General features: G+C 51.2%; 21 protein-coding genes. 9 read left to right on the top strand and 12 right to left on the bottom strand.

The window, feature by feature from the left end; all coding sequences use genetic code 11:
- Nucleotides 1-201: 201 nt before the first annotated feature.
- The 3 genes from minE to minC are packed head-to-tail and all read right to left on the bottom strand — an operon-like array spanning nt 202 to nt 2007.
- Nucleotides 202-477: a cell division topological specificity factor MinE gene (gene minE, locus M2403_RS07545; RefSeq protein ID WP_152327067.1), complete on the bottom strand. Its 276-nt coding sequence runs from the start codon at nt 475-477 to the stop codon at nt 202-204.
- Nucleotides 478-480: 3 nt separating this feature from the next.
- On the bottom strand, nt 481-1293 hold the full coding sequence (minD, locus tag M2403_RS07540) for a septum site-determining protein MinD (RefSeq protein WP_013575324.1): 813 nt from the start codon (nt 1291-1293) through the stop codon (nt 481-483).
- A 24-nt stretch (nt 1294-1317) separates the two neighbouring features.
- On the bottom strand, nt 1318-2007 hold the full coding sequence (gene minC / locus M2403_RS07535; RefSeq protein ID WP_152327068.1) for a septum site-determining protein MinC: 690 nt from the start codon (nt 2005-2007) through the stop codon (nt 1318-1320).
- Nucleotides 2008-2143: 136 nt separating this feature from the next.
- Between minC and M2403_RS07530 the strand changes: the two genes are divergently transcribed.
- The 4 genes from M2403_RS07530 (at nt 2144) to M2403_RS07515 (ending at nt 4949) form a co-directional block, all read left to right on the top strand.
- On the top strand, nt 2144-2416 hold the full coding sequence (locus M2403_RS07530) for a YcgL domain-containing protein (protein WP_152327069.1): 273 nt from the start codon (nt 2144-2146) through the stop codon (nt 2414-2416).
- 122 nt (nt 2417-2538) lie between these two features.
- Entirely contained in the window at nt 2539-3714 is a 1176-nt protein-coding gene (locus M2403_RS07525) for a lytic transglycosylase domain-containing protein (RefSeq protein WP_259228850.1), read from the top strand.
- 22 nt (nt 3715-3736) lie between these two features.
- Nucleotides 3737-4393 (top strand): fumarylacetoacetate hydrolase family protein, encoded by a 657-nt coding sequence (locus M2403_RS07520; RefSeq protein WP_259228849.1) that lies wholly within the window; start codon nt 3737-3739, stop codon nt 4391-4393.
- Nucleotides 4394-4499: 106 nt separating this feature from the next.
- A complete protein-coding gene (locus M2403_RS07515) occupies nt 4500-4949 on the top strand; it encodes a YcgN family cysteine cluster protein (protein WP_101080018.1) in 450 nt (149 codons plus the stop codon).
- Between the two features lie 324 nt (nt 4950-5273).
- Here the strand turns inward: M2403_RS07515 and iraP are convergent, their stop codons facing one another.
- The 4 genes from iraP to nhaB all read right to left on the bottom strand — a co-directional run bounded on the left by iraP (nt 5274) and on the right by nhaB (nt 9270).
- Nucleotides 5274-5615: an anti-adapter protein IraP gene (iraP, locus tag M2403_RS07510; RefSeq protein WP_152327073.1), complete on the bottom strand. Its 342-nt coding sequence runs from the start codon at nt 5613-5615 to the stop codon at nt 5274-5276.
- Between the two features lie 133 nt (nt 5616-5748).
- Nucleotides 5749-6873 (bottom strand): AI-2E family transporter, encoded by a 1125-nt coding sequence (locus M2403_RS07505; RefSeq protein ID WP_152327074.1) that lies wholly within the window; start codon nt 6871-6873, stop codon nt 5749-5751.
- 160 nt (nt 6874-7033) lie between these two features.
- Nucleotides 7034-7564 carry a disulfide bond formation protein DsbB gene (dsbB, locus tag M2403_RS07500; protein WP_152327075.1) on the bottom strand — a complete coding sequence of 177 codons (531 nt, stop codon included), beginning with the start codon at nt 7562-7564 and terminating at the stop codon, nt 7034-7036.
- A 182-nt stretch (nt 7565-7746) separates the two neighbouring features.
- On the bottom strand, nt 7747-9270 hold the full coding sequence (gene nhaB, locus M2403_RS07495; protein ID WP_152327076.1) for a sodium/proton antiporter NhaB: 1524 nt from the start codon (nt 9268-9270) through the stop codon (nt 7747-7749).
- 244 nt (nt 9271-9514) lie between these two features.
- Between nhaB and fadR the strand changes: the two genes are divergently transcribed.
- Nucleotides 9515-10234, top strand: a complete 720-nt coding sequence (fadR, locus tag M2403_RS07490; RefSeq protein ID WP_165057781.1) for a fatty acid metabolism transcriptional regulator FadR — start codon at nt 9515-9517, stop codon at nt 10232-10234.
- A gap of 85 nt (nt 10235-10319) precedes the next feature.
- Here the strand turns inward: fadR and M2403_RS07485 are convergent, their stop codons facing one another.
- Together M2403_RS07485 and M2403_RS07480 are read right to left on the bottom strand one after the other, a co-directional pair.
- Nucleotides 10320-11855, bottom strand: coding sequence for a SpoVR family protein (locus M2403_RS07485; RefSeq protein WP_152327078.1), 1536 nt, complete (start codon nt 11853-11855; stop codon nt 10320-10322).
- A gap of 253 nt (nt 11856-12108) precedes the next feature.
- A complete protein-coding gene (locus M2403_RS07480; protein ID WP_259228848.1) occupies nt 12109-12939 on the bottom strand; it encodes an alpha/beta fold hydrolase in 831 nt (276 codons plus the stop codon).
- A gap of 228 nt (nt 12940-13167) precedes the next feature.
- Here M2403_RS07480 and ydfZ point away from each other — a divergent pair, with 228 nt between their 5' ends.
- On the top strand, nt 13168-13386 hold the full coding sequence (ydfZ, locus tag M2403_RS07475) for a putative selenium delivery protein YdfZ (protein ID WP_152327080.1): 219 nt from the start codon (nt 13168-13170) through the stop codon (nt 13384-13386).
- A 161-nt stretch (nt 13387-13547) separates the two neighbouring features.
- Here the strand turns inward: ydfZ and M2403_RS07470 are convergent, their stop codons facing one another.
- Nucleotides 13548-13796: a hypothetical protein gene (locus tag M2403_RS07470; protein ID WP_259228847.1), complete on the bottom strand. Its 249-nt coding sequence runs from the start codon at nt 13794-13796 to the stop codon at nt 13548-13550.
- A gap of 94 nt (nt 13797-13890) precedes the next feature.
- Between M2403_RS07470 and M2403_RS07465 the strand changes: the two genes are divergently transcribed.
- Nucleotides 13891-15192 (top strand): D-amino acid dehydrogenase, encoded by a 1302-nt coding sequence (locus tag M2403_RS07465; protein ID WP_259228846.1) that lies wholly within the window; start codon nt 13891-13893, stop codon nt 15190-15192.
- A 70-nt stretch (nt 15193-15262) separates the two neighbouring features.
- Complete coding sequence (gene dadX, locus M2403_RS07460) at nt 15263-16336, top strand: catabolic alanine racemase DadX (RefSeq protein WP_259228845.1); 1074 nt, start codon at nt 15263-15265, stop codon at nt 16334-16336.
- A 6-nt stretch (nt 16337-16342) separates the two neighbouring features.
- On the opposite strand, the gene M2403_RS07455 is transcribed toward dadX, so the two are convergent.
- Entirely contained in the window at nt 16343-17539 is a 1197-nt protein-coding gene (locus tag M2403_RS07455; protein WP_152327083.1) for a multidrug effflux MFS transporter, read from the bottom strand.
- Between the two features lie 155 nt (nt 17540-17694).
- The gene (gene nadE / locus M2403_RS07450) at nt 17695-18525 is read right to left on the bottom strand and encodes an ammonia-dependent NAD(+) synthetase (RefSeq protein WP_152327084.1); all 831 of its coding nucleotides are present in this window, start codon (nt 18523-18525) and stop codon (nt 17695-17697) included.
- A 467-nt stretch (nt 18526-18992) separates the two neighbouring features.
- Here nadE and M2403_RS07445 point away from each other — a divergent pair, with 467 nt between their 5' ends.
- Nucleotides 18993-19757 (top strand): YdiY family protein, encoded by a 765-nt coding sequence (locus tag M2403_RS07445; RefSeq protein ID WP_152327085.1) that lies wholly within the window; start codon nt 18993-18995, stop codon nt 19755-19757.
- The last annotated feature ends 277 nt before the right edge of the window (nt 19758-20034 follow it).

Here is a 20034-nt window from a genome sequence, read left to right as displayed (position 1 = left end):
AGGCTAAATGGGATGAGTCTTAATCATAATTTTAGATAATAAATAGAGCAGAGCGCGGAACAATCTCTTTAGTGGGGATACATACAGTGGTGTTGCCAGGGGAAATAAGCAGGTGGGCGGAAATCAGGGAAAAAAATTGAGTAGCCCCCTGAGTAAACAGGGGGCGCTATGCTGAAAGAAACACCTGCAGGCAGACTGCTGTCATTTAGGCGCGTCTTCCGATTCTGACTCTGGCAAGGTGACGTTGAGTTCCAGTACGGAAATATCGTCACCTTTTTGCTCGAACTGAACCTGCAACATTTCGGGGTCAATCTTAATGTACTTACAGATGACCGCCAAAATATCACGTTTTAATTCAGGTAAATACGACGGTTCACTATCCCCTCGACGCCGTTCGGCTACGATGATCTGTAGCCGTTCCTTGGCTATATTGGCTGTCGATTTTTTGCGGGACAGAAAGAAATCTAACAATGCCATGGTTTATCCCCCAAAAAGGCGTTTCAGGAAACTCTTCTTCTCTTCCTCAATAAAACGGAACGCACGTTCTTCACCAAGCAGACGGCTAACGGTATCGTCGTACGCTTTCCCTGCATCAGATTCCTGATCCAGAATGACCGGTTCGCCCTGGTTGGACGCACGCAGTACGGACTGATCTTCAGGAATTACGCCGATCAGAGGAATACGCAGGATTTCCAGCACATCTTCCATGCTCAGCATGTCGCCACGGCTGACACGGCCCGGGTTGTAACGGGTGAGAAGCAGGTGTTCTTTAATAGGCTCTAAGCCTTGTTCCGCACGACGGGATTTTGAGGACAAAATGCCCAAAATGCGGTCGGAGTCACGCACGGAAGAGACTTCCGGGTTGGTCGTAATGACCGCTTCGTCGGCGAAATACAACGCCATTAATGCGCCGGTTTCAATGCCCGCAGGGGAATCGCAAACCACGAAGTCAAATTCCATTTCGGCAAGATCGTTAAGGATCTTTTCTACGCCTTCGCGGGTCAGTGCATCTTTATCACGGGTTTGCGAAGCCGGAAGAATGAACAGGTTTTCAGTGCGTTTATCTTTGATAAGCGCCTGATTCAGCGTGGCATCACCCTGGATCACATTGACGAAATCATAAACCACGCGGCGCTCACAGCCCATAATCAGATCGAGATTACGCAGACCGATATCGAAATCGATAACAACGGTCTTTTTACCTTTTTGAGCTAAACCGGTAGCAATGGCCGCGCTTGAAGTGGTCTTGCCAACGCCCCCTTTACCCGATGTAACAACTATGATGCGTGCCATGAATGGATTCCTTGTCGAAAGGGCTTAGTTTAAAGGTTGTATGGTTAACACATTATTTATCAGGCTGAGGCGCGCGGCCTGACCGAGATAATCGGTCGGGATTTGATCACTCAGCCAGTATTGCCCTGCGATAGAGACTAGTTCAGCGCCTAAATGGGTGCAAAAAATCTGACAATTTGCATCACCTGCTGCACCAGCCAGCGCTCTTCCTCGCATCATACCGTAGATGTGGATATTGCCATCGGCAATCAGTTCCGCACCTGCGCTGACACTACTGGTCACGATGAGGTCGCTGTTACGGGCGTAAATTTGTTGGCCGGATCTGACCGGAGAACTGACAATGCGGGTTTTCGCCGGAGCATTGTCGGGCACGACAGGAACCGGTGGTTCTGCGGCGATGCGCTGTGCACGGCCTTCACTCAGCAACGGCAAACCGGTGCGGGAAAGTGCGCGTTTCTGCCCTTCGTCTTTACAACCACTGATGCCCACAACGCGAAAACCTGCAGAAGCGACAGCCTGTTGAATGTCTTTCCAGTTTGCTTCGCCGCTCAGCGAGGCAACGTTGATAACAACAGGGGCATTTTTTAAAAAGGCCGGAGCTTGCTCCACTTTTTCCTGTAATGCCTGATAAATAACCTCCGGTTGTGAACTATGTAAATGAACAACCGATAAGGTAAAACTGCTGCCTTTTAGTTCTATTGGCGATTGTGACATCTATCCTGACTCAGTCTCAGCAACTCTAAATCCCCGGAATACCACTCGGGGGGCGATATTCCGATGTACGTTAAGCATGTTATAGTTACAGTTATATCTAGGCAAGCCACCGTTTCAATAAAATAGAGTTAAAAAAATGCTTTGTGTGATCTATAGAAGTACTAAACGCGACCAGACTTATCTGTATGTCGAAAAAAAAGACGATTTCTCTCGTGTACCTGAAGAATTACTCAAAGGTTTTGGCGTGCCGCAGTTCTCAATGATGCTCAATCTGACCGGACGTGAAAAATTAGCGTCTGCGGATATTTCAAAAGTGCGTCAGGCTCTCGAAGAGCAGGGTTATTATCTGCAGGTTCCACCGCCGGTCGAAAGTTTATTGAATATTCATCTGACTGACGCCAGTAAATAACGTATTCCTGACGTTTGTTTCGGCATTTCACGCACTTTCGGACGTCATGACTTGCAATCATCGCTGGAGTACTCAAAGCTTACAGCGATGATTCAATTGCAGATGTGATAAGGAAGAATTTGATGAAATTGTCGGCACTGGCCGTGTTAACACCGCTGATTATCCTCAGCGGTTGTGCAGCGCAGAAGGCAACCTCAGGACAAAACACGCCGCAGACTGCGGCAACGACACAACCTTCAGCCGCCGCGCCGGCTCCTACGCCCGGTAAAACATCGCTGGCCGAACAGGGAAGAGACCCCGCAGAGTTTCCCGCTTATGTTGAAAAACTGAAAGCGCAGGCTCTGGCGCAGGGCATCAGCCAGCAAACAATCGATGCCACTTTCGCGAACATCCATTTTGTTGACCGCGTGATTAACTCCGATCGCAACCAGCTGGAAAAGAAAATCACGCTTGATGATTATCTGACCCGTGTCTTGCCAGAGTGGAAAATCAAACAGGGCCAGACCCAATATCAGAATAATTTGCCCGCGCTCCAGCAGGTCAGCGACCGTTACGGCGTTCAGCCGCAATACATCGTGGCGCTGTGGGCGATGGAAAGTAGCTTCGGCAAAATCCAGGGCAAGGAAGATGTGTTCTCCGCGCTGGCAACGCTGGCCTTCGAGGGCCGTCGTGAAGCGTTCTTCACCAAAGAATTTATGGCTGCGTTGAAAATTGTCGATTCCGGTCATGCCACCAGCGATATGATGAAAGGATCCTGGGCTGGCGCAATGGGGCAGTCGCAGTTTATGCCGACGTCCTATCTGAATTACGGCGCCGACGGCAACGGCGACGGCAAAATCGACATCTGGAAAAATACCGATGATGTCTTTGCATCTACCGCGAATTATCTGTCGAAAGAAGGCTGGAAACGCGATCAGGGCTGGGGGCAGGAAGTGAAATTGCCAACAGGCTTTGACGGCAGTCTGGCGGGCCTGAAAAACAACCAGATGCATCCGGCTACCTATTGGCAGCAAATGGGCATCACGCAGGTAGACGGTAGCCCGCTGGCATCTGCGGCAACCCGCGCATGGATTATCACACCAGACGATACGCAAGGGCGCGCATTCCTGGTTTACGATAACTTCCGTACGATTATGCACTGGAACCGTTCAACCTATTTCGCACTGAGTATCGGAATGATGGCGGATGGCATTATGGGTTCGCAGGCGCCGGTTATTTCAGGTGAAACCGCACCGGCGGCCACCTCTGCGCCTTCCGTACCGTTAGCGCCAGCCCCGCGTAATCCGTTCAGCGGCTGATTTTTCCAAAAGGAGTGGCTGTATGTATCAACACAGAGACTGGCATGGCGCGTTACTGGATTTCCCGGTGAACAAAGTCGTGTGTGTGGGCAATAACTATGCCGAACACATCAAAGAAATGGGCAGTCAGATTTCCGCCGAACCGGTGGTGTTTATCAAACCGGAAACGGCGCTGTGTGATATCCGTCAGCCGCTCGCGATTCCGAAAGATCTGGGTGCGGTACATCACGAAGTTGAGCTGGCCGTACTAATCGGCACGCCGCTCAAACAAGCCACGGAAGATCGCGTTGCCAATGCTATCGCCGGTTATGCGCTGGCGCTGGATTTAACGCTGCGTGATTTGCAGACGAAATTCAAAGCGGCGGGGCAGCCGTGGGAAAAAGCCAAAGGCTTCGACGGTTCCTGCCCTATCAGCGGATTTATTCCGGTGAGTGAATTTGGTGATGCGCAGCAGGCTGATTTGCAGCTGTTCGTTAACGGTGAAACACGGCAGGAAGGCAATACCCGTAACATGCTGACGCCGCTGTTGCCGTTGATTGCTTACATGAGCCGTTATTTCACGCTGCGCGCGGGCGATATCATTCTGACCGGCACGCCGCAAGGCGTCGGGCCGCTGAAAGCGGGTGACGAAATTGTAGCTACACTTAATGGTAAGTCTGTTTCAACCCGCGTGATCTGAAACAAACCCTCTCTCCGCCGGAGCAGCTTTCCGGCGGCTTTACTTGCATCTGCAGGCTAAAGCGTCTATATAAGCACCCTCATTTTATTTATACCGGATGCACATTATGACTGAACCCGCTTTTTGGCAGCAAAAAACGCTGTCTGAAATGACTGACGAAGAATGGGAAGCATTGTGCGACGGCTGCGGACAATGCTGCTTACATAAGCTGATCGATGAAGATACCGAAGAAATTTACTTCACCAACGTTGCCTGTAACCAGCTCAATATCAAATCCTGTCAGTGCCGTAACTACGAGCGCCGTTTTACGCTTGAAGAAGACTGCATCAAGCTGACCCGCGAAAATCTGACCACCTTTGACTGGCTGCCGCCGACGTGTGCTTATCGTCTGATTGGCGAAGGGCGCCCGCTGCTGCCGTGGCATCCGCTGCTGAATAAAGCCTCTAAATCAGCGATGCACACCGCACAAATCTCCGTTCGTTATATCGCGGTTCGCGAAGACGATGTGGAAGACTGGCAGGATCACATCATGAATAAGCCAAGCTGGGCGAGATAACCCGCTGATAGGAAATAAGAAAGGATTTCAGGCATGAGAGTGTGGGGCAGAGACGGGGTATGGCCCGCTACGTGGAGTTCAAAATCCTTCTGATTCCCTGCCTCTCCCGCGTAACCGGGATGCAATGATTTACTTGAAAATTCCGTAGACTACCATTCCTGCAATAACCCAGAACGCGACACAGGCTGTCACGCAGATTACCCAAACGGCCCAAACGGGGAGTTTGTTTAAACGTTCTAACCCCATATTTGCTATCACCTCTGATTTTAGACATAAAAAAGCCCCGGCGACCGCCAGGGCGTAATTCCTATCATACATTCATTTTTATATTTCTGAATCGGGTCTGACGCCATTTAATGCATTCAGCGCTTCCGCATCCAGTTCCGGATCGGCTTTATCGATCAGTCGCGTAATTTCAATCAGCGCCTGGAATTGTTCAAACAAAAGTGTGGCATCCGATTTAAGCACATCATCTGCGGAATCCAGCACGGAATTGATCGCTTTGTTCACGCTTTCGATGGCTTCCTGCGGACCGCCATTTTTGCCCACGGTAAGGAAAACAGCACTCAGCAAAAGCGACTGAGCCTCAACCTGTGCGGTCAGCTGCTTTGCATCCACCTCCATCCGGGAAATCTTTGCGACCATGCTTAAGATAATATTTTTCATTGCTACCCCTTCAGAGACAAATGTTGAATCGCCTCCACATTTCTACGCCAGGTTCGAAAATCTTCATAATGAAATTTGAAAAAAATGAGCGACCACACAGGCCGCTCACTGATAGGGGTAACCCGGTAGTCGTTTACGATGCGGTTTTATCCGCGTCCGGATGGTTTTTCCCTTCTTCTATAAAGTCTTCGTCAATCATATCGGTATTATTCTGATGCTCACGCCCGGAAAGAATATTCCAGCAGGCGATGAACAGGGCAGCAATCAGCGGACCGATAACAAAGCCGTTGATACCATAAACTTCCATCCCGCCCAGCGTGGTGATCAGAATGAGATAATCCGGCATTTTGGTGTCTTTGCCGACCAGCAGCGGACGCAGAATATTATCGACCAGGCCGATAACCACCACGAAGAAGACGATGAGGAAAATCGCCTGCCACAACATTCCTGAGGCGAAGAAGTAGATCGTCGCCGGTACCCAAATGATCGCCGAACCGACCGCAGGAATAATCGACAGAAACGCCATCAGCGCGCCCCACAGCAGGCTGCCATCGATACCTGCAATGTAGAATGCCAGCCCGCCGAGCGCACCCTGAACGATCGCAACTACCACCGTGCCTTTCACCGTTGCGCGTGAAACGGCGGCAAACTTCATGAACAGATGATGTTTCACATGGCGGGAAAGCGGCAGGGCTTCCAGCGTCAGATTAACCAGATACGCGCCGTCTTTAATCAGGAAAAACAGGATATACAGCATGATGCCAAAACCGACAACAAAGCCGAACGTGCTCTTACCAATCACGAAAACGCTGCCTGCCAGATACTGACTTCCCTGTAATGCGACGTCTGAAAGTTTTTTCTGAATCTCAGCCGTGCTGTCTAAATTGTGATCGGCAAGGAAATGGCGCGCCCATCTTGGTAAATGGTGAATGGTGTCAGACACCAGCGTAGGCAGCTGCGATTCATTACCCTGAAGTTTGGTGTAAACCGTATTGAATTCTATGGCCAGTGAAGAAGTAATAATCGCCAGCGGTGTGAAAACAATCAGACAAATAATCAGCACGGTCAGCAGTGAGATCAGGCCGTTGCGGTCACCGATAAATTGCTTCAGCCGGTTTTTCATCGGATTAAAAATTACCGCCAGAATGATCGCCCATAGAACGGAAGAATAATAAGGCCTTAATACATCCAGGAAGGCCAATGTCACAATAAAAAGGATCATAATGAAGAAACCCTTTGAAAACCCTTTAACCACCATATCTCTTCCTCTGTTGAGCGCATAAGCTCTCGTAGCATAGAACTCATTGACGTTTTTACAACTATCGCTCTTTTTTCGTGCGGCAGCGGTTTTAATTTCCGCTGAAAAACGCCATAAAAAAAAGCGCCCTGAGGCGCTTTTATCGTCGACATGTCTGGAATTAACGACCGAACAAATCACGACGTTTTGGTTTTACGAACTGGGCCAGTAACACCAGGATCCCGATGATCATAAAGACGCTGAAGATAACAACCAGCCACTGAGGCATACCCAGAGACAGAAATTCCCACTGTTTTTCAGCACAATCACCGCTGGCGATGAACATCCACGGGAACCATTTGTCCAGTGGCAACCAGGTCGGGAAGCGGGCTGCAAAATCGCAGGTGGCGAACGGAGAAGGGTGCAACTGAATCATGGTATGTTCCCATGACAGGCGGATCCCTTCATACGCGCTGTAAAGCCAGATAAGGATACCGGCGTAACGCAACCAGGTCGCCGGGGCTATTGCGCCCACCAGACCTGCAGCCAGTATGCCCATCAGCGCACAACGTTCGTAGATACACATGACGCACGGTTTCAGCAACATCACGTGTTGGAAATACAACGCAACCAGCTCAAGCGCCAGAGCGGTCAGAGCCATCAGAAGCCATGCACCGCGGCCTTGCGAGCAACGGTTAAGATATTGCAACATAGAAATTTTTTCCCTGCAGTTAGCTACTGACACGCAGTGTAAACCAATTGGACCCCGCTGCCAGCCTGTCTCCATCAATATTCGATAAATAATTAATATAAATCGGACAATTCGACTTTAAATTCGGCTATTTTCTGAGTCAGAGCTTAGTCACAGAATTACCGACCTGATCCTCGTGCCGGTCAATGTAATGGGGAAAATGTCAGCCATCCCATGTCGGTGTACCACTGCGTCATTTCCGGCAGAAGGAATTGCACACAAAGCAGACCTGCGAGCGTCATCACTATTGTGTATGGCAGTGCCATCCATACCATCCGGCCATACGAAAGGCGGATCAGCGGCGCAAGGGCGGACGTCAGCAGGAACAGAAATGCCGCCTGACCATTTGGTGTCGCGACGGAAGGCAGGTTTGTACCGGTATTAATGGCGACCGCCAGCATCTCAAACTGTTGCAGATTAATGGCACCGTTTTCCAGCGCGGATTTCGCTTCATTGATATAGACCGTGCCGACAAAGACATTATCGGAAACAGAAGAAAGCAACCCGTTGAACAGATAGAACAGCGAAAGCTGATTGGCTGGCGCAGATTGCAGAACGAAATTCACAATCGGGCTGAATAAGTGCTGATCGACAATCACTGCGACAACCGCAAAAAATACCACCAGTAGCGCGGTAAACGGCAGGGAATCCTGAAATGCTTTGCCGATAGCATGTTCGTCCGTCACGCCGCAAAATGCCGTTGCGAAGATAATTACGGACAGCCCGATCAGCCCGACTTCGGCCAGATGAAACGCGAGCGCGATAATCAGCCAGACGCCAATCAGCGCCTGCACGGCCAGTTTGATACGTTCCTGACGGGTGCTGTTTTCGGTGTTTTTCTGGTCGTACTTTTTGAGAACCTCGAAGACCGGTTGTGGCAACCGTGCGCCATAACCAAACAGGCGGAAACGTTCGACCAGCGCGCAGACGATAAAACCGCAAATGAACACCGGCACGCTGACCGGTGACATGCGGATCAGAAAATCAGTGAACTGCCATCCGGCGGCTTTCGCGATGATCAGGTTCTGTGGCTCGCCTACCATCGTCATGACGCCGCCCAGCGCGGTGCCGACGCCGGCATGCATCATCAGGCTACGTAAAAAGGCGCGGAACTGTTCCAGAACGCCGCTGGTTTCGGCATTTCCGCCCTGAGCGGACGCGACGTTGTGATAAATCGAATAGAAACCTACGGAAACGCTGATGACCACGGCAATGACTGTCAGCGCATCCAGGAAGGCAGAAAGGAAAGCGGCGGCGAAACAAAACGCAAGCGAGAGGGCGATTTTATTGCGCAGATTCAGCAGGAGTTTGGTGAAAACTGTCAGAAGCAGCTGCTTCATAAAGTAGATACCGGCGACCATGAAAATCAGCAGCAAAATCACTTCCAGATTGCCCGCCACTTCTTCGCGAACTCTTTCAGCACTTGTCATACCTATCATTACGGCTTCAATGGCCAGCAAGCCGCCCGGTTGCAGCGGATAGCATTTGAGCGCCATGCCGAGCGTGAAGATGAATTCGATCATCAGTAACCAGCCCGCTAAGAAAGGACTGACCAGAAAGAACACCAGCGGGTTAATAATCAGAAAGGCCAGAATGGCTATTTTGTACCAGCCAGGGGATTGCCCGAGAAAGTTTTTAATAAATGCGTGGCGGAAGGTTGTATCCATAATTCCCAGCGGTCCTTTAGGGTTATTTTGCTGCGGTATCAGAAAGATAGAACAGTGTAATACTCCGGTGAAAAATTTTCTCCTGCAGCGGGGTAATATTAAGTCCTTAAAAAAAGGGAAATTCTGCCAACCCCTGCACAGTTTCAACATTAGTTCCGTCCGGGCGCTATAACCGCTGATTTTCATCTGGTATGATGAGCTCAACTATATCCCTGATAAATGCCTCACACGGAACGACAAACACATGGTTATTAAGGCACAAAGTCCTGCCGGTTTTGCCGAAGAGTACATCATCGAAAGTATCTGGAACAGCCGGTTTCCGCCGGGTTCAATCTTGCCTGCGGAGCGGGAACTTTCAGAACTCATTGGCGTAACCCGAACCACATTACGTGAGGTTTTACAACGTCTTGCCCGCGATGGCTGGCTGACCATTCAGCACGGTAAACCGACGAAAGTGAACAACTTCTGGGAAACTTCGGGGCTGAATATTCTGGAAACGCTGGCACGACTTGATCACGACAGCGTTCCGCAGCTCATCGACAATCTTCTGTCCGTGCGTACCAATATCGCGACCATTTTCATCCGCAAAGCGATGCGAACGAATCCCGAAGAAACACAAAAGGTGCTGGCGAAAGCGGCCGAAGTGGAAGATCAGGCCGAAGCTTTTACCGCGCTGGATTACGGTATTTTCCGCGGTCTGGCCTTTGCGTCCGGCAATCCGATTTACGGTCTGATCATTAACGGGTTACGCGGATTGTATACCCGCGTCGGACGCTATTACTTCTCCAATCCTGAAGCACGTAAACTGGCGATCACTTTCTATAAAAAGCTGTCTGACATCTGCCACGAAAAAAGCTACGAGCAGATTGTGGATTGCGTGCGTAATTATGGCCGTCAGAGTGGTGAGATCTGGCACAGCATGCAGGGTACAATGCCGGGTGATCTGACTGAACAGAAACGCTGATTTTTACGGGTTCTGCTGAAATGAGAAAGGGCGCTTAGCGCCCTTTTTTAATGCCTGAACTTGCCTGCTCTGAATGGTACGCCGGTCAGAGCGGCGTTGGCCGCGGCGGGCAACGTTCCAGCAGTTCCACGCTGCCGTCTTCGTTGAGTTGCTCGATAAACACATCGAAGCCCCACAGCCGGTGAACGTGTTTCATCACTTCACGACGGCTCTTGTCCAGCGGCGCGCGGTCTTGCGGAATATAGCGCAGCGTCAGCGAACGGTCACCGCGCAGATCGACATTCCAGACCTGAATGTTTGGTTCGTGGTTACTCAGGTTGTACTGCGCCGACAGTTCCTGACGGATGGCGCGATAACCCTCCTCATTATGGATCGCTGCGATTTCCAGATAGTTATTATGGTCGTCATCCAGCACGGTAAATAACCGGAAATCACGCATCACTTTCGGCGACAGAAACTGGCTGATAAAGCTTTCATCTTTGAAGTCCCGCATCGCGAAATGCAGCGTCGTCAGCCAGTCTGAACCGGCAATATCCGGGAACCAGTAACGATCTTCTTCGGTCGGTTCCTGACAGATACGTTTGATATCCTGGAACATCGCGAAGCCGAGCGCATACGGATTGATCCCGCTGTAATAGGGGCTGTTATACGGCGGCTGATACACTACATTGGTGTGGCTGTGCAGGAACTCCAGAATGAAACGATCCGAGACTTTTCCTTCGTCATACAGATGATTCAAAATGGTGTAGTGCCAGAACGTCGCCCAGCCTTCGTTCATCACCTGAGTCTGTTTTTGCGGATAGAAATACTGGCTGATTTTACGCACAATGCGCAAGATTTCCCGTTGCCAGGATTCAAGCAGTGGCGCGTTTTTCTCCATGAAATACAGCAGGTTTTCCTGTGGCTCAGAAGGGAAGCGGCGCGCCTGTTCAGGGGCATCCACGCTGTCTTTGCGCGGCAGCGTTTTCCACAGCGAATTCACCTGACTTTGCAGATATTCTTCACGACTTTTCTGCCGCGCCAGTTCTTCCTGCAAAGAAATCTTCTGCGGGCGTTTATAGCGGTCCACGCCATAATTCATCAGCGCATGGCAGGAGTCGAGCAACCGTTCGACTTCATCGACGCCGTAGCGCTCTTCACATTCGCTGATATAGCGTTTGGCAAACAGCAGGTAATCGACAATCGAACTGGCGTCGGTCCAGCTTTTAAACAGGTAGTTATTTTTGAAGAAAGAGTTGTGGCCGTAACAGGCGTGCGCCATAACCAGCGCCTGCATCGTGATGGTGTTTTCTTCCATCAGATAGGCGATACACGGGTTGGAGTTGATGACGATTTCGTACGCCAGCCCCTGTTGTCCGTGTTTATACAGTTGCTCGGTTTCAATGAATTTCTTACCGAACGACCAGTGTGTGTAATTGATAGGCATGCCGATGCTGGAATAAGCATCCATCATTTGTTCAGAAGTGATGATCTCGATTTGATGTGGATACGTCTCCAGCCGGTATGACTTGGCGACACGGTCAATTTCTTCGAGATAGGTTTGTAATAACTCAAACGTCCAGTCAGGTCCATCGCTAAGACGTTTGTCCTCAGTTTTTTTCTTTTGGGTCACTGTCGTCATAAGCCGCACCCTCATTCAGTTATGGACGCTACAGAGTGTTTGATTCACAACCTTTTCTTAAGACTTCGCACGTCCTTTGATAATCGTAGCTCAATCTGAGTGTGCTGCAGGATAAACACCATGAATCCATTCCTCATCAAATCTATATCCTGATGGAAAGAGGCTGTCAATCGGTGCGCGATGGAGACCCAAAGCCGCAAAGAACCGGGCTTTGGGTCAGTTTCAGACAGGTGAGGACGGGGTAAACCCGCTATTAACTGCGGATAAACTCTAATAAATCTTCATTAATCTGATCCTTATGTGTGCTGCATAAACCGTGGGATGCGCCCGGATAGACTTTGCCTTTTCCGTGTGGAAGAAGCTTGAGCGCGGCTTCGCTGGAAGAGGCCGGGGGCACAATCTGGTCATCGTCACCGTAGATGACCAGCGTCGGGATAGTCATTTTTTTCAGGTCTTCACGCTGGTCGGTTTCAGAAAAAGCTTTCACGCAATCATAAAGTGCTTTGATTGACGCCTGCATGCCCTGACGCCAGAAACTCTGACGCAAACCTTCTGAAACTTTCGTTCCTGCGCGGTTAAAGCCGAAAAAGGCATCTGGCAAATCCAGGAAAAACTGCGAACGGTCTTTTTGAACACCATCACGGATCCCGTCGAATACAGAAAGCGGCAGACCGGCCGGGTTGAAATCCGTTTTGACCATAATCGGCGGCACCGCACCAATCAGCACGGCTTTGGCAACGCGCGCCGTACCGTAGCGGCCAATATAACGCGCTACTTCGCCACCGCCGGTCGAATGCCCGATATGCACAGCGTCTTTCAAATCTAAATGGCCAGTGAGTTCGGCCAGGTCATCGCCGTACTGATCCATATTGTGCCCGTCCCACGGTTGCGAGGAACGCCCGTGTCCGCGGCGATCATGCGCAATCACACGGAAGCCTTTATCCGCCAGAAACAGCATCTGATCTTCAAATGCATCGCCGGACAACGGCCAGCCATGGCTGAAAACCACTGGCTGGCCGCTACCCCAGTCTTTGTAAAAGAGTTGAGTGCCATCTTTGAGTTTCAGAAAATTTGAGTTATTCACTGGTGACTCCTTATCGCTGAAATGAACGGTACAGTTTATGAAACTTTCGAAGTGTAGGTCACTAATTGAACGATTGCGATATTGCTCACATTTTGAGCTGGCACTGCAGGCGGACAGTTTTGCCAGAATAAACCTGATACTTAGCAGGGTTAAGATATTGAAACCCGGTTTTCAGAGGGGTAGCATTTATCCGCTATTGTTTGTTACTGATGCTGAGGAGGTCAAAAAATGGTAAATACATTTACTTATGACAGATATAGAAACCGGATCGGCCAGGGCACCCGCGTCATGGATGCTGAAACAGGCGTAACGGGTAAAATTGCCGCGTTTCGTGTGCAAAACGGTTCTCCGGAAGAACTTCGCCGGGAAAATTGTGTGGAACTGGTAGGGCAAAAAGGCCTGTTTAAACCTGTTTCACTGATGAGACTCGAAGCCACAACAGCCTGAAAATATCTCTCCTGATGTTGTCCTGCACAGCCAAAGGCCACTGTTAAAAGTGGCCTTCATGTTTTCCGATGATGGGAAAAAATTCTCCCACCCAGACCGTGCGTGAAAAACTCGCTTTATAAACTCCCTGCAAGCATTAAGCCCGTTTCATGTACGGGATATCAGGTAATGTCACACACCGCCTTTATATTAGTGAATTGTGCTGAAATGTTGCTTGTATACAAGAATAAAAGACCACGGCCAAACCCGCCGCGAAAGTGGAGGCGGCTGATGACATCAATGCAGTCATTGCTATCAAAAAACCATAACTTTCTCTCTGCAAAGCCGGAATGTTGCAAGATATCGTTATTTATTTGCAGCTGTTGAAAAAAATGCTGCCATGAACGATAAATAAATGTGAAATAACTCACGGTTATGAACGCCTGTGTTGGCGAATTTTCGCAGTCAGGTTAATTTCCTGTCATCAGAATATTATGCTTTGTTTTGTCGTGGAGTGGAGTCGATATGCGTGTGGTGATTTTAGGCAGTGGTGTGGTCGGTGTCGCCAGTGCATGGTATCTGGCTAAAGCGGGACATGATGTGACGGTTATCGATCGTCAGTCCGGGCCTGCGGAAGAAACCAGTGCGGGGAATGCGGGGCAGATCTCACCGGGCTATGCTGCACCGTGGGCGGCTCCGGGTGTTCCTGTTAAAGCAATCAAATGGATGTTCCAGAAGCATGCGCCGCTGGCAATTCGTCTGGACGGAACCCCGTTCCAGCTGAAATGGATGTGGCAAATGCTGCGTAACTGCGACATGAACCACTATCAGACCAACAAAAGCCGCATGGTCCGTCTGGCAGAATACAGCCGCGATTGCATGAAGGCGTTGCGCGAAGAAACGGGTATTCAGTATGAAGGCCGTCAGGGCGGTACGTTGCAGCTGTTCCGTACGGCGCAACAGTTTGAGAGCGCGGCGAAAGATATCGCAGTGCTCGAAGACGCCGGTGTGCCGTATCAGTTGCTGGAATCCAGCCAGCTGGCGACGGCAGAACCGGCTCTGGCGCAGGTCGCGCACAAGCTGACCGGCGGTCTGCGTTTACCTAATGATGAAACCGGCGACTGTCAGCTGTTCACCCGTACGCTGGCAAATATGGCGCGCCAGGCCGGCGTAAAATTCGAATTCAACCGGACGGTCGATAAGCTGCTTGTTGAAAACGGCGAGATTACCGGTGTGCAGTGTGGCGACGAACTGGTGAAAGCGGAGGCTTATGTGGTGGCATTCGGTTCTTATTCCACCGCGCTGCTTGCGGATTTGGTGTCTATACCGGTGTATCCGCTGAAAGGCTATTCACTGACAATTCCGATCACTGACCCGTCCTCTGCACCGGTTTCTACCGTGCTGGATGAGACTTATAAAATTGCGATTACGCGTTTTGATAATCGTATCCGTGTCGGCGGGATGGCGGAAATTGTTGGTTTTAACCTGAAGCTGGCGCAGGCGCGTCGCGAAACGCTGGAAATGGTGGTTAAAGATCTCTATCCGAACGGCGGCAACGTGGAGGCGGCGACTTTCTGGACAGGCTTGCGGCCGATGACGCCTGACGGCACGCCGATTGTGGGCCGTACGCGCATTAAAAATCTGTATCTGAACACCGGACACGGCACGCTCGGCTGGACAATGGCCTGCGGTTCCGGTCAGCTGTTATCGGACATTATGTCCGGCGTGACACCGGCAATTCCTTCTGATGATTTATCGGTTGAGCGTTACAGCCCTGGTTTTATCGCCCGTCCGGCTGGCCCGCATAAAATGCATCCGGTGTCTTAAACCGGTTTTCCTTCCCCCGCACGGTGACTGACGCCGCGCGGGCGTTACTTTGCACTTTGCCGGAGCTGGTATGCCTCGCCCGATTTCAGCCACTTTATCTCTGTCTGCGTTATCCCAAAATCTCAATGTTATCCGCGGCTTTGCTCCTAACAGCAAAGTCTGGTCGGTGGTGAAAGCCAACGGATACGGCCACGGGATTTCCCGTATCTGGAAAAGCCTGTCAGCTACGGAGGGTTTCGCATTACTCGATTTCAACGAAGCGATATTACTGCGTGAATCTGGCTGGCAGGGGCCGATTCTGCTGCTGGAGGGTTTCTTTTCTCCCGCGGATTTAATCACGATAGACCAATATCGCCTGACGACGTCAGTACACAGCGACTGGCAAATTCAGGCATTGGCGCAGGCAAACCTCAGCCAGCCGGTGAAGGTTTATCTGAAAGTGAACAGCGGTATGAACCGTCTGGGATTTGCACCGGCGCGCGTCAGCGATGTCTGGCATCAGCTGCGTGAACTCAAGCAGGTCGGGGAAATCACGCTGATGAGTCACTTCGCCACGGCGGACAGCGTCGAAGGCGTGGGTGCGCAGATGGTGGCCGTAAATCTGGCCGGGCAAAATATTTCCGGGCCGCGTTGTCTTGCCAATTCGGCGGCGACGCTCTGGCATCCGTCGACGCATTATGACTGGATACGTCCGGGGATTATTTTGTACGGCGCGTCGCCGAGCGGGCAGTGGCAGGACATCGCCCAAACCGGGCTGCAACCGGTGATGACGTTGAAAAGTGAACTGATCGCCGTGCAGGCAGTTCATGCCGGTGACCGCGTCGGGTATGGCAGGCGTTATCGTGCCGGACAACCGCAGCGTGTGGGCGTGGTGGCCTGCGGTTATGCTGATGGCTATCCGCGGCATGCGCCTTCCGGCACACCGGTCTGGGTGGATGGCGTAAGAACAAAAACGGTAGGAACAGTTTCGATGGATATGCTGGCGGTGGATTTAACGCCGTGTCCGCAGGCACAAATCGGTGCGCCGGTTGAACTGTGGGGCAGTAATCTGCCGGTGGATGATGTGGCGACGGCTGCCGGTACGCTGGGCTACGAACTGCTGAGCGCGCTCGCGCCACGCGTACCGGTTATAACCGTCGGATAACGTTTTTTAGCTTTCCAGACGGGTCAGCTGACCCGTCGATTTCTTACTGGCACGACGCGCCAGCATCGCCAGACATCCTCCCGCCAGCATCACCAGCGCAAGGCTCAGCTTAGGTTGTAACGGCAACGCCATCGCAATAAAGCCCAGCAGCGCACCACCGGCCATCTGCACCGAACCGACCAGCGCAGACGCCACACCGGCTTCACTTGAGAACGGCTCCAGCGCATAGCTGGTGGCGGGCCCCATCAGGAACGCTAAACCCGCGCAGGCGCTGGCAACCGGCAGCATATACAGCCACGTCGCGGTTTGTTCTGCCGGTGGCACCAGCGTGATCCCGGCAATCAGCCCCAGACAACCGGCAAACATCAGGATACCGCCGGCTTTCAGACACACCGGCCGTCCCACTTTGCGGATAATACGGTTGGCAATAAAGCTCACCGCCATAATCCAGAAGCCGTTTGCGCCGAACACAATGGAAAATTCTAATGGTGTGAGGCCTGCCACGTTCATCAGCACGGTCGGCGCCAGCGAGACATAGGTCAGCGCCATGCCCATCGCCCCTGCGTTAACCGCGGCGAAAGTGACGAAACGGGGATCCGACAGAATCCGCGCGTACTGGCGAAACGGCAGCCCGGAGTTGGTTTGGGTGTCCGCCGGGCGGGTTTCCGGCAGTTTGAAAATGACCAGCAGCATGACCGCCACGGTGTAACCCGCCAGCGCCCAAAACGGTGCCCGCCAGCCATAATATTGCGCAATCAGGCCGCCAATGAGCGGTGCAAGCGCAGGGATAATATTGAGCGTCCCGTTGAGGAAACCGTAGGCACGGGCGGCGTCGTTGCCGCTCATGCGGTCACGCACACCGCTGAAAATCACCACCGACGTACAGCACACGGCCAACCCCTGAACCACACGGGATAACAGGAACATCCACGGCGCAACCGACATTGCCGCGATAATTGCGCCCGCCAGATAGACGACAATGCCGATAATCGCGATCGGGCGGCGTCCAAATTTATCCACCAGCGGACCGGCGACCAGTTGCCCTAATCCCATCACCAAAATGAATAGCGAAATCGAAGACTGAATTACCGCTTCGGTGCTTTGCAAGCCAAGGGCAATCGCCGGGATGGCGGGCAGGTACAGATCGATACCCAGAGGGCCGAGCAACACCAGGCTCAGCAGCAGAAAAAGGAATTTTTGCATTGGAAACATCACTGTCAGTCAGTCCGGAAGGGGACTAAGGGTAATGATTTCGTTAATGAATGGAAAGGAACTTGTGATTTCAAAGGCGAAAGGGAGAAGCCGGTAGAAAAAACGGACACGCAATACGTGCCCGTTACAGAGATTGCCGTCAGAAATTATTTTTTCTTCCAGAAATCATCGAACACCGTAATCGGTGGCTGACGTTTATGTTCGGTGCGCAGATACCAGCCTTCGATAATCGCCGCGACGCTGTCATCCACTTTTTTGCCTTCAAGATAATCGTCGATCAGCTCGTAGGTCACGCCCAGAGCGACTTCATCCGGCAGAGAAGGGCGGTTTTCTTCCAAATCTGCCGTCGGCGCTTTGGTATACAGATGTTCCGGGCAGCCCAGCGTTTTGAGCAGCGCTTTACCCTGACGTTTGTTCAGGCGGAAAATCGGGTTGATATCCGTGCCGCCGTCGCCATATTTGGTGAAGAAACCGGTAACGGCTTCGGCTGCGTGATCCGTCCCGACGACAACCCCTTTTTTCATTCCGGCAATGCTGTACTGGGCTTTCATTCGCTCACGCGCTTTTTCATTACCTTTAATAAAATCGCTCAGCTCAATGCCAATTTCACGCAATGTCGCTTCGCTTGCCAGCACCGCATTTTTAATATTTACAGTCAGAACCTGATCGGGCTGAATAAAAGTGATGGCGTCCTGACAATCGGACTCGTCAGCCTGCACGCCGTACGGCAAACGCACGGCGATGAACTGGTAATCATCTTCTTTCGTTTCTGCGCGTAATTCGCTAATTGCTGTTTGGCAAAGTTTGCCGGTGAGAGTAGAATCTTGCCCGCCGCTGATCCCCAGAACCAGTGTCCTGATGAACGGATGGGCCAGCAGATAACTTTTGAGAAAATCGACGCTGACACGGATTTCCTGTGCGGCATCGATATGCGGTTTAACGTGCAATGCCTGAATAATCTCTTTTTGTAAAGCCATGACCACTCCTCCTGAAGGCTGCCTTCGAGGAACCCGAGGCAAAAAATAAGATGTTATCAGGATAAAACTACCCCGCATCGCTCAAAAGGACAAGATTCAGCGACGAGTTCGGCGGAAATCTGTACGTCGCCAGCTCGCAAGCTCTCTGACGAGAGCGGCAGGGCAAGAAGTCAGTTTGGCGCACCAGGAATGATTACAGAACTGCATTGAAATAAAAATCAATGAAAGAGAACGTAATGATTTTGTATGTTTCTATTGCCGGAAATATATGTCATTCGGAACTATCTAAAAAAGCCGCTTTATTAAGATATCCCGTGCTGAGTGCGTTATATTTGTTGCGGTAAAAATATTTGTATGTATGTGCCATCGAAACGGAGTTGTCAGGCTTGATTAACGGATCCTAATTAATGGCATAAATCGTGTGGTCTACTCTCGTTATTTGCCTTAAGTCTTATTGGGGAAACAAAATGTTTTTTCGGGTTGTACGTCGTTTACCAGCTTGTGCCGTAATTTGCGGTGCAGCGCTGTTCAGTATTTCAAGCCTTGCAGACACTACCATTTTCACTGCGCTCGATGATCCTGCTCAGGCGAAGAAGCCTTTCGTAGGCAATGTGCAGGCGGGTTACAGTGCACAAACCGGTAACACCAGCAACTCCACGCTGAATGCTGATACCACCATGACCTGGTTTGATACCAACACGGCTTACAGCCTGTGGGGTTCTGCGCGTAATACCTCTTCTTCCGGTGTCCGTTCATCCGAGAAGTATCAGGCGGGCGGTCGTACCCGTTATAATCTGGATAACGCGAACTACGTTTTTGGTCAGGCGAGCTGGTTGAGCGACCGTTATAACGGCTATCGCGCGCGCGATGTCGCAACCATCGGTTACGGTCGTCAGATCTGGAGCGGTCCGGTTCATACGCTGAATCTGGAAGCCGGTCCTGGTGTTCGTCACGATGAATTCGAGCAGGGCGGCCACCAGACCCGTGCTCTGGCATACGGTTCAGGGACTTACGGTTATCAGATCAGCGATACCGCACGTTTCACGCAGGGCTTCTCCGTATTAGCTAACGATGAAACCACACTGAACTCAGAAACTGCGCTGACTGTAGCTATCAATAGCCACTTCTCGCTAAAAGTTGCGTATGACGTAACTTACAACACCAAACCACCAGCCAGTGCGCCGGATAAAACCGACACCGTCACTTCTGTGAATCTGGTTTACGGCATGTAATTTCCTTCGCGAAATTGTCGAAAAAGCCAGGGGAGAGATCCTCTGGCTTTTTTTATGCCCCGATTGGCGGCCGGTGAGTACAAAAAGTAGCAGAAGGAAAAAAACTCAAATGATAACCATTATCACTGTTGATCAGAGTAATCCTAGCTGGTAGTCTTTGTATCGCCCCTCGTAGAGCTAACACCGCTTTCGGGTGAGTGCCGGAGATAAGCGCCGGAAGGGGTTGCTTCAGGATGTGTTTCAAAAATGCAGCGATACAAGGATGTACGCAATTTAT

This window comes from Rahnella sp. BIGb0603, from assembly GCF_024808755.1.
In the GTDB taxonomy this organism is placed as follows: Bacteria; Pseudomonadota; Gammaproteobacteria; order Enterobacterales; family Enterobacteriaceae; genus Rahnella; species Rahnella contaminans.
This window is presented reverse-complemented; position numbering and strand designations above follow the sequence as displayed.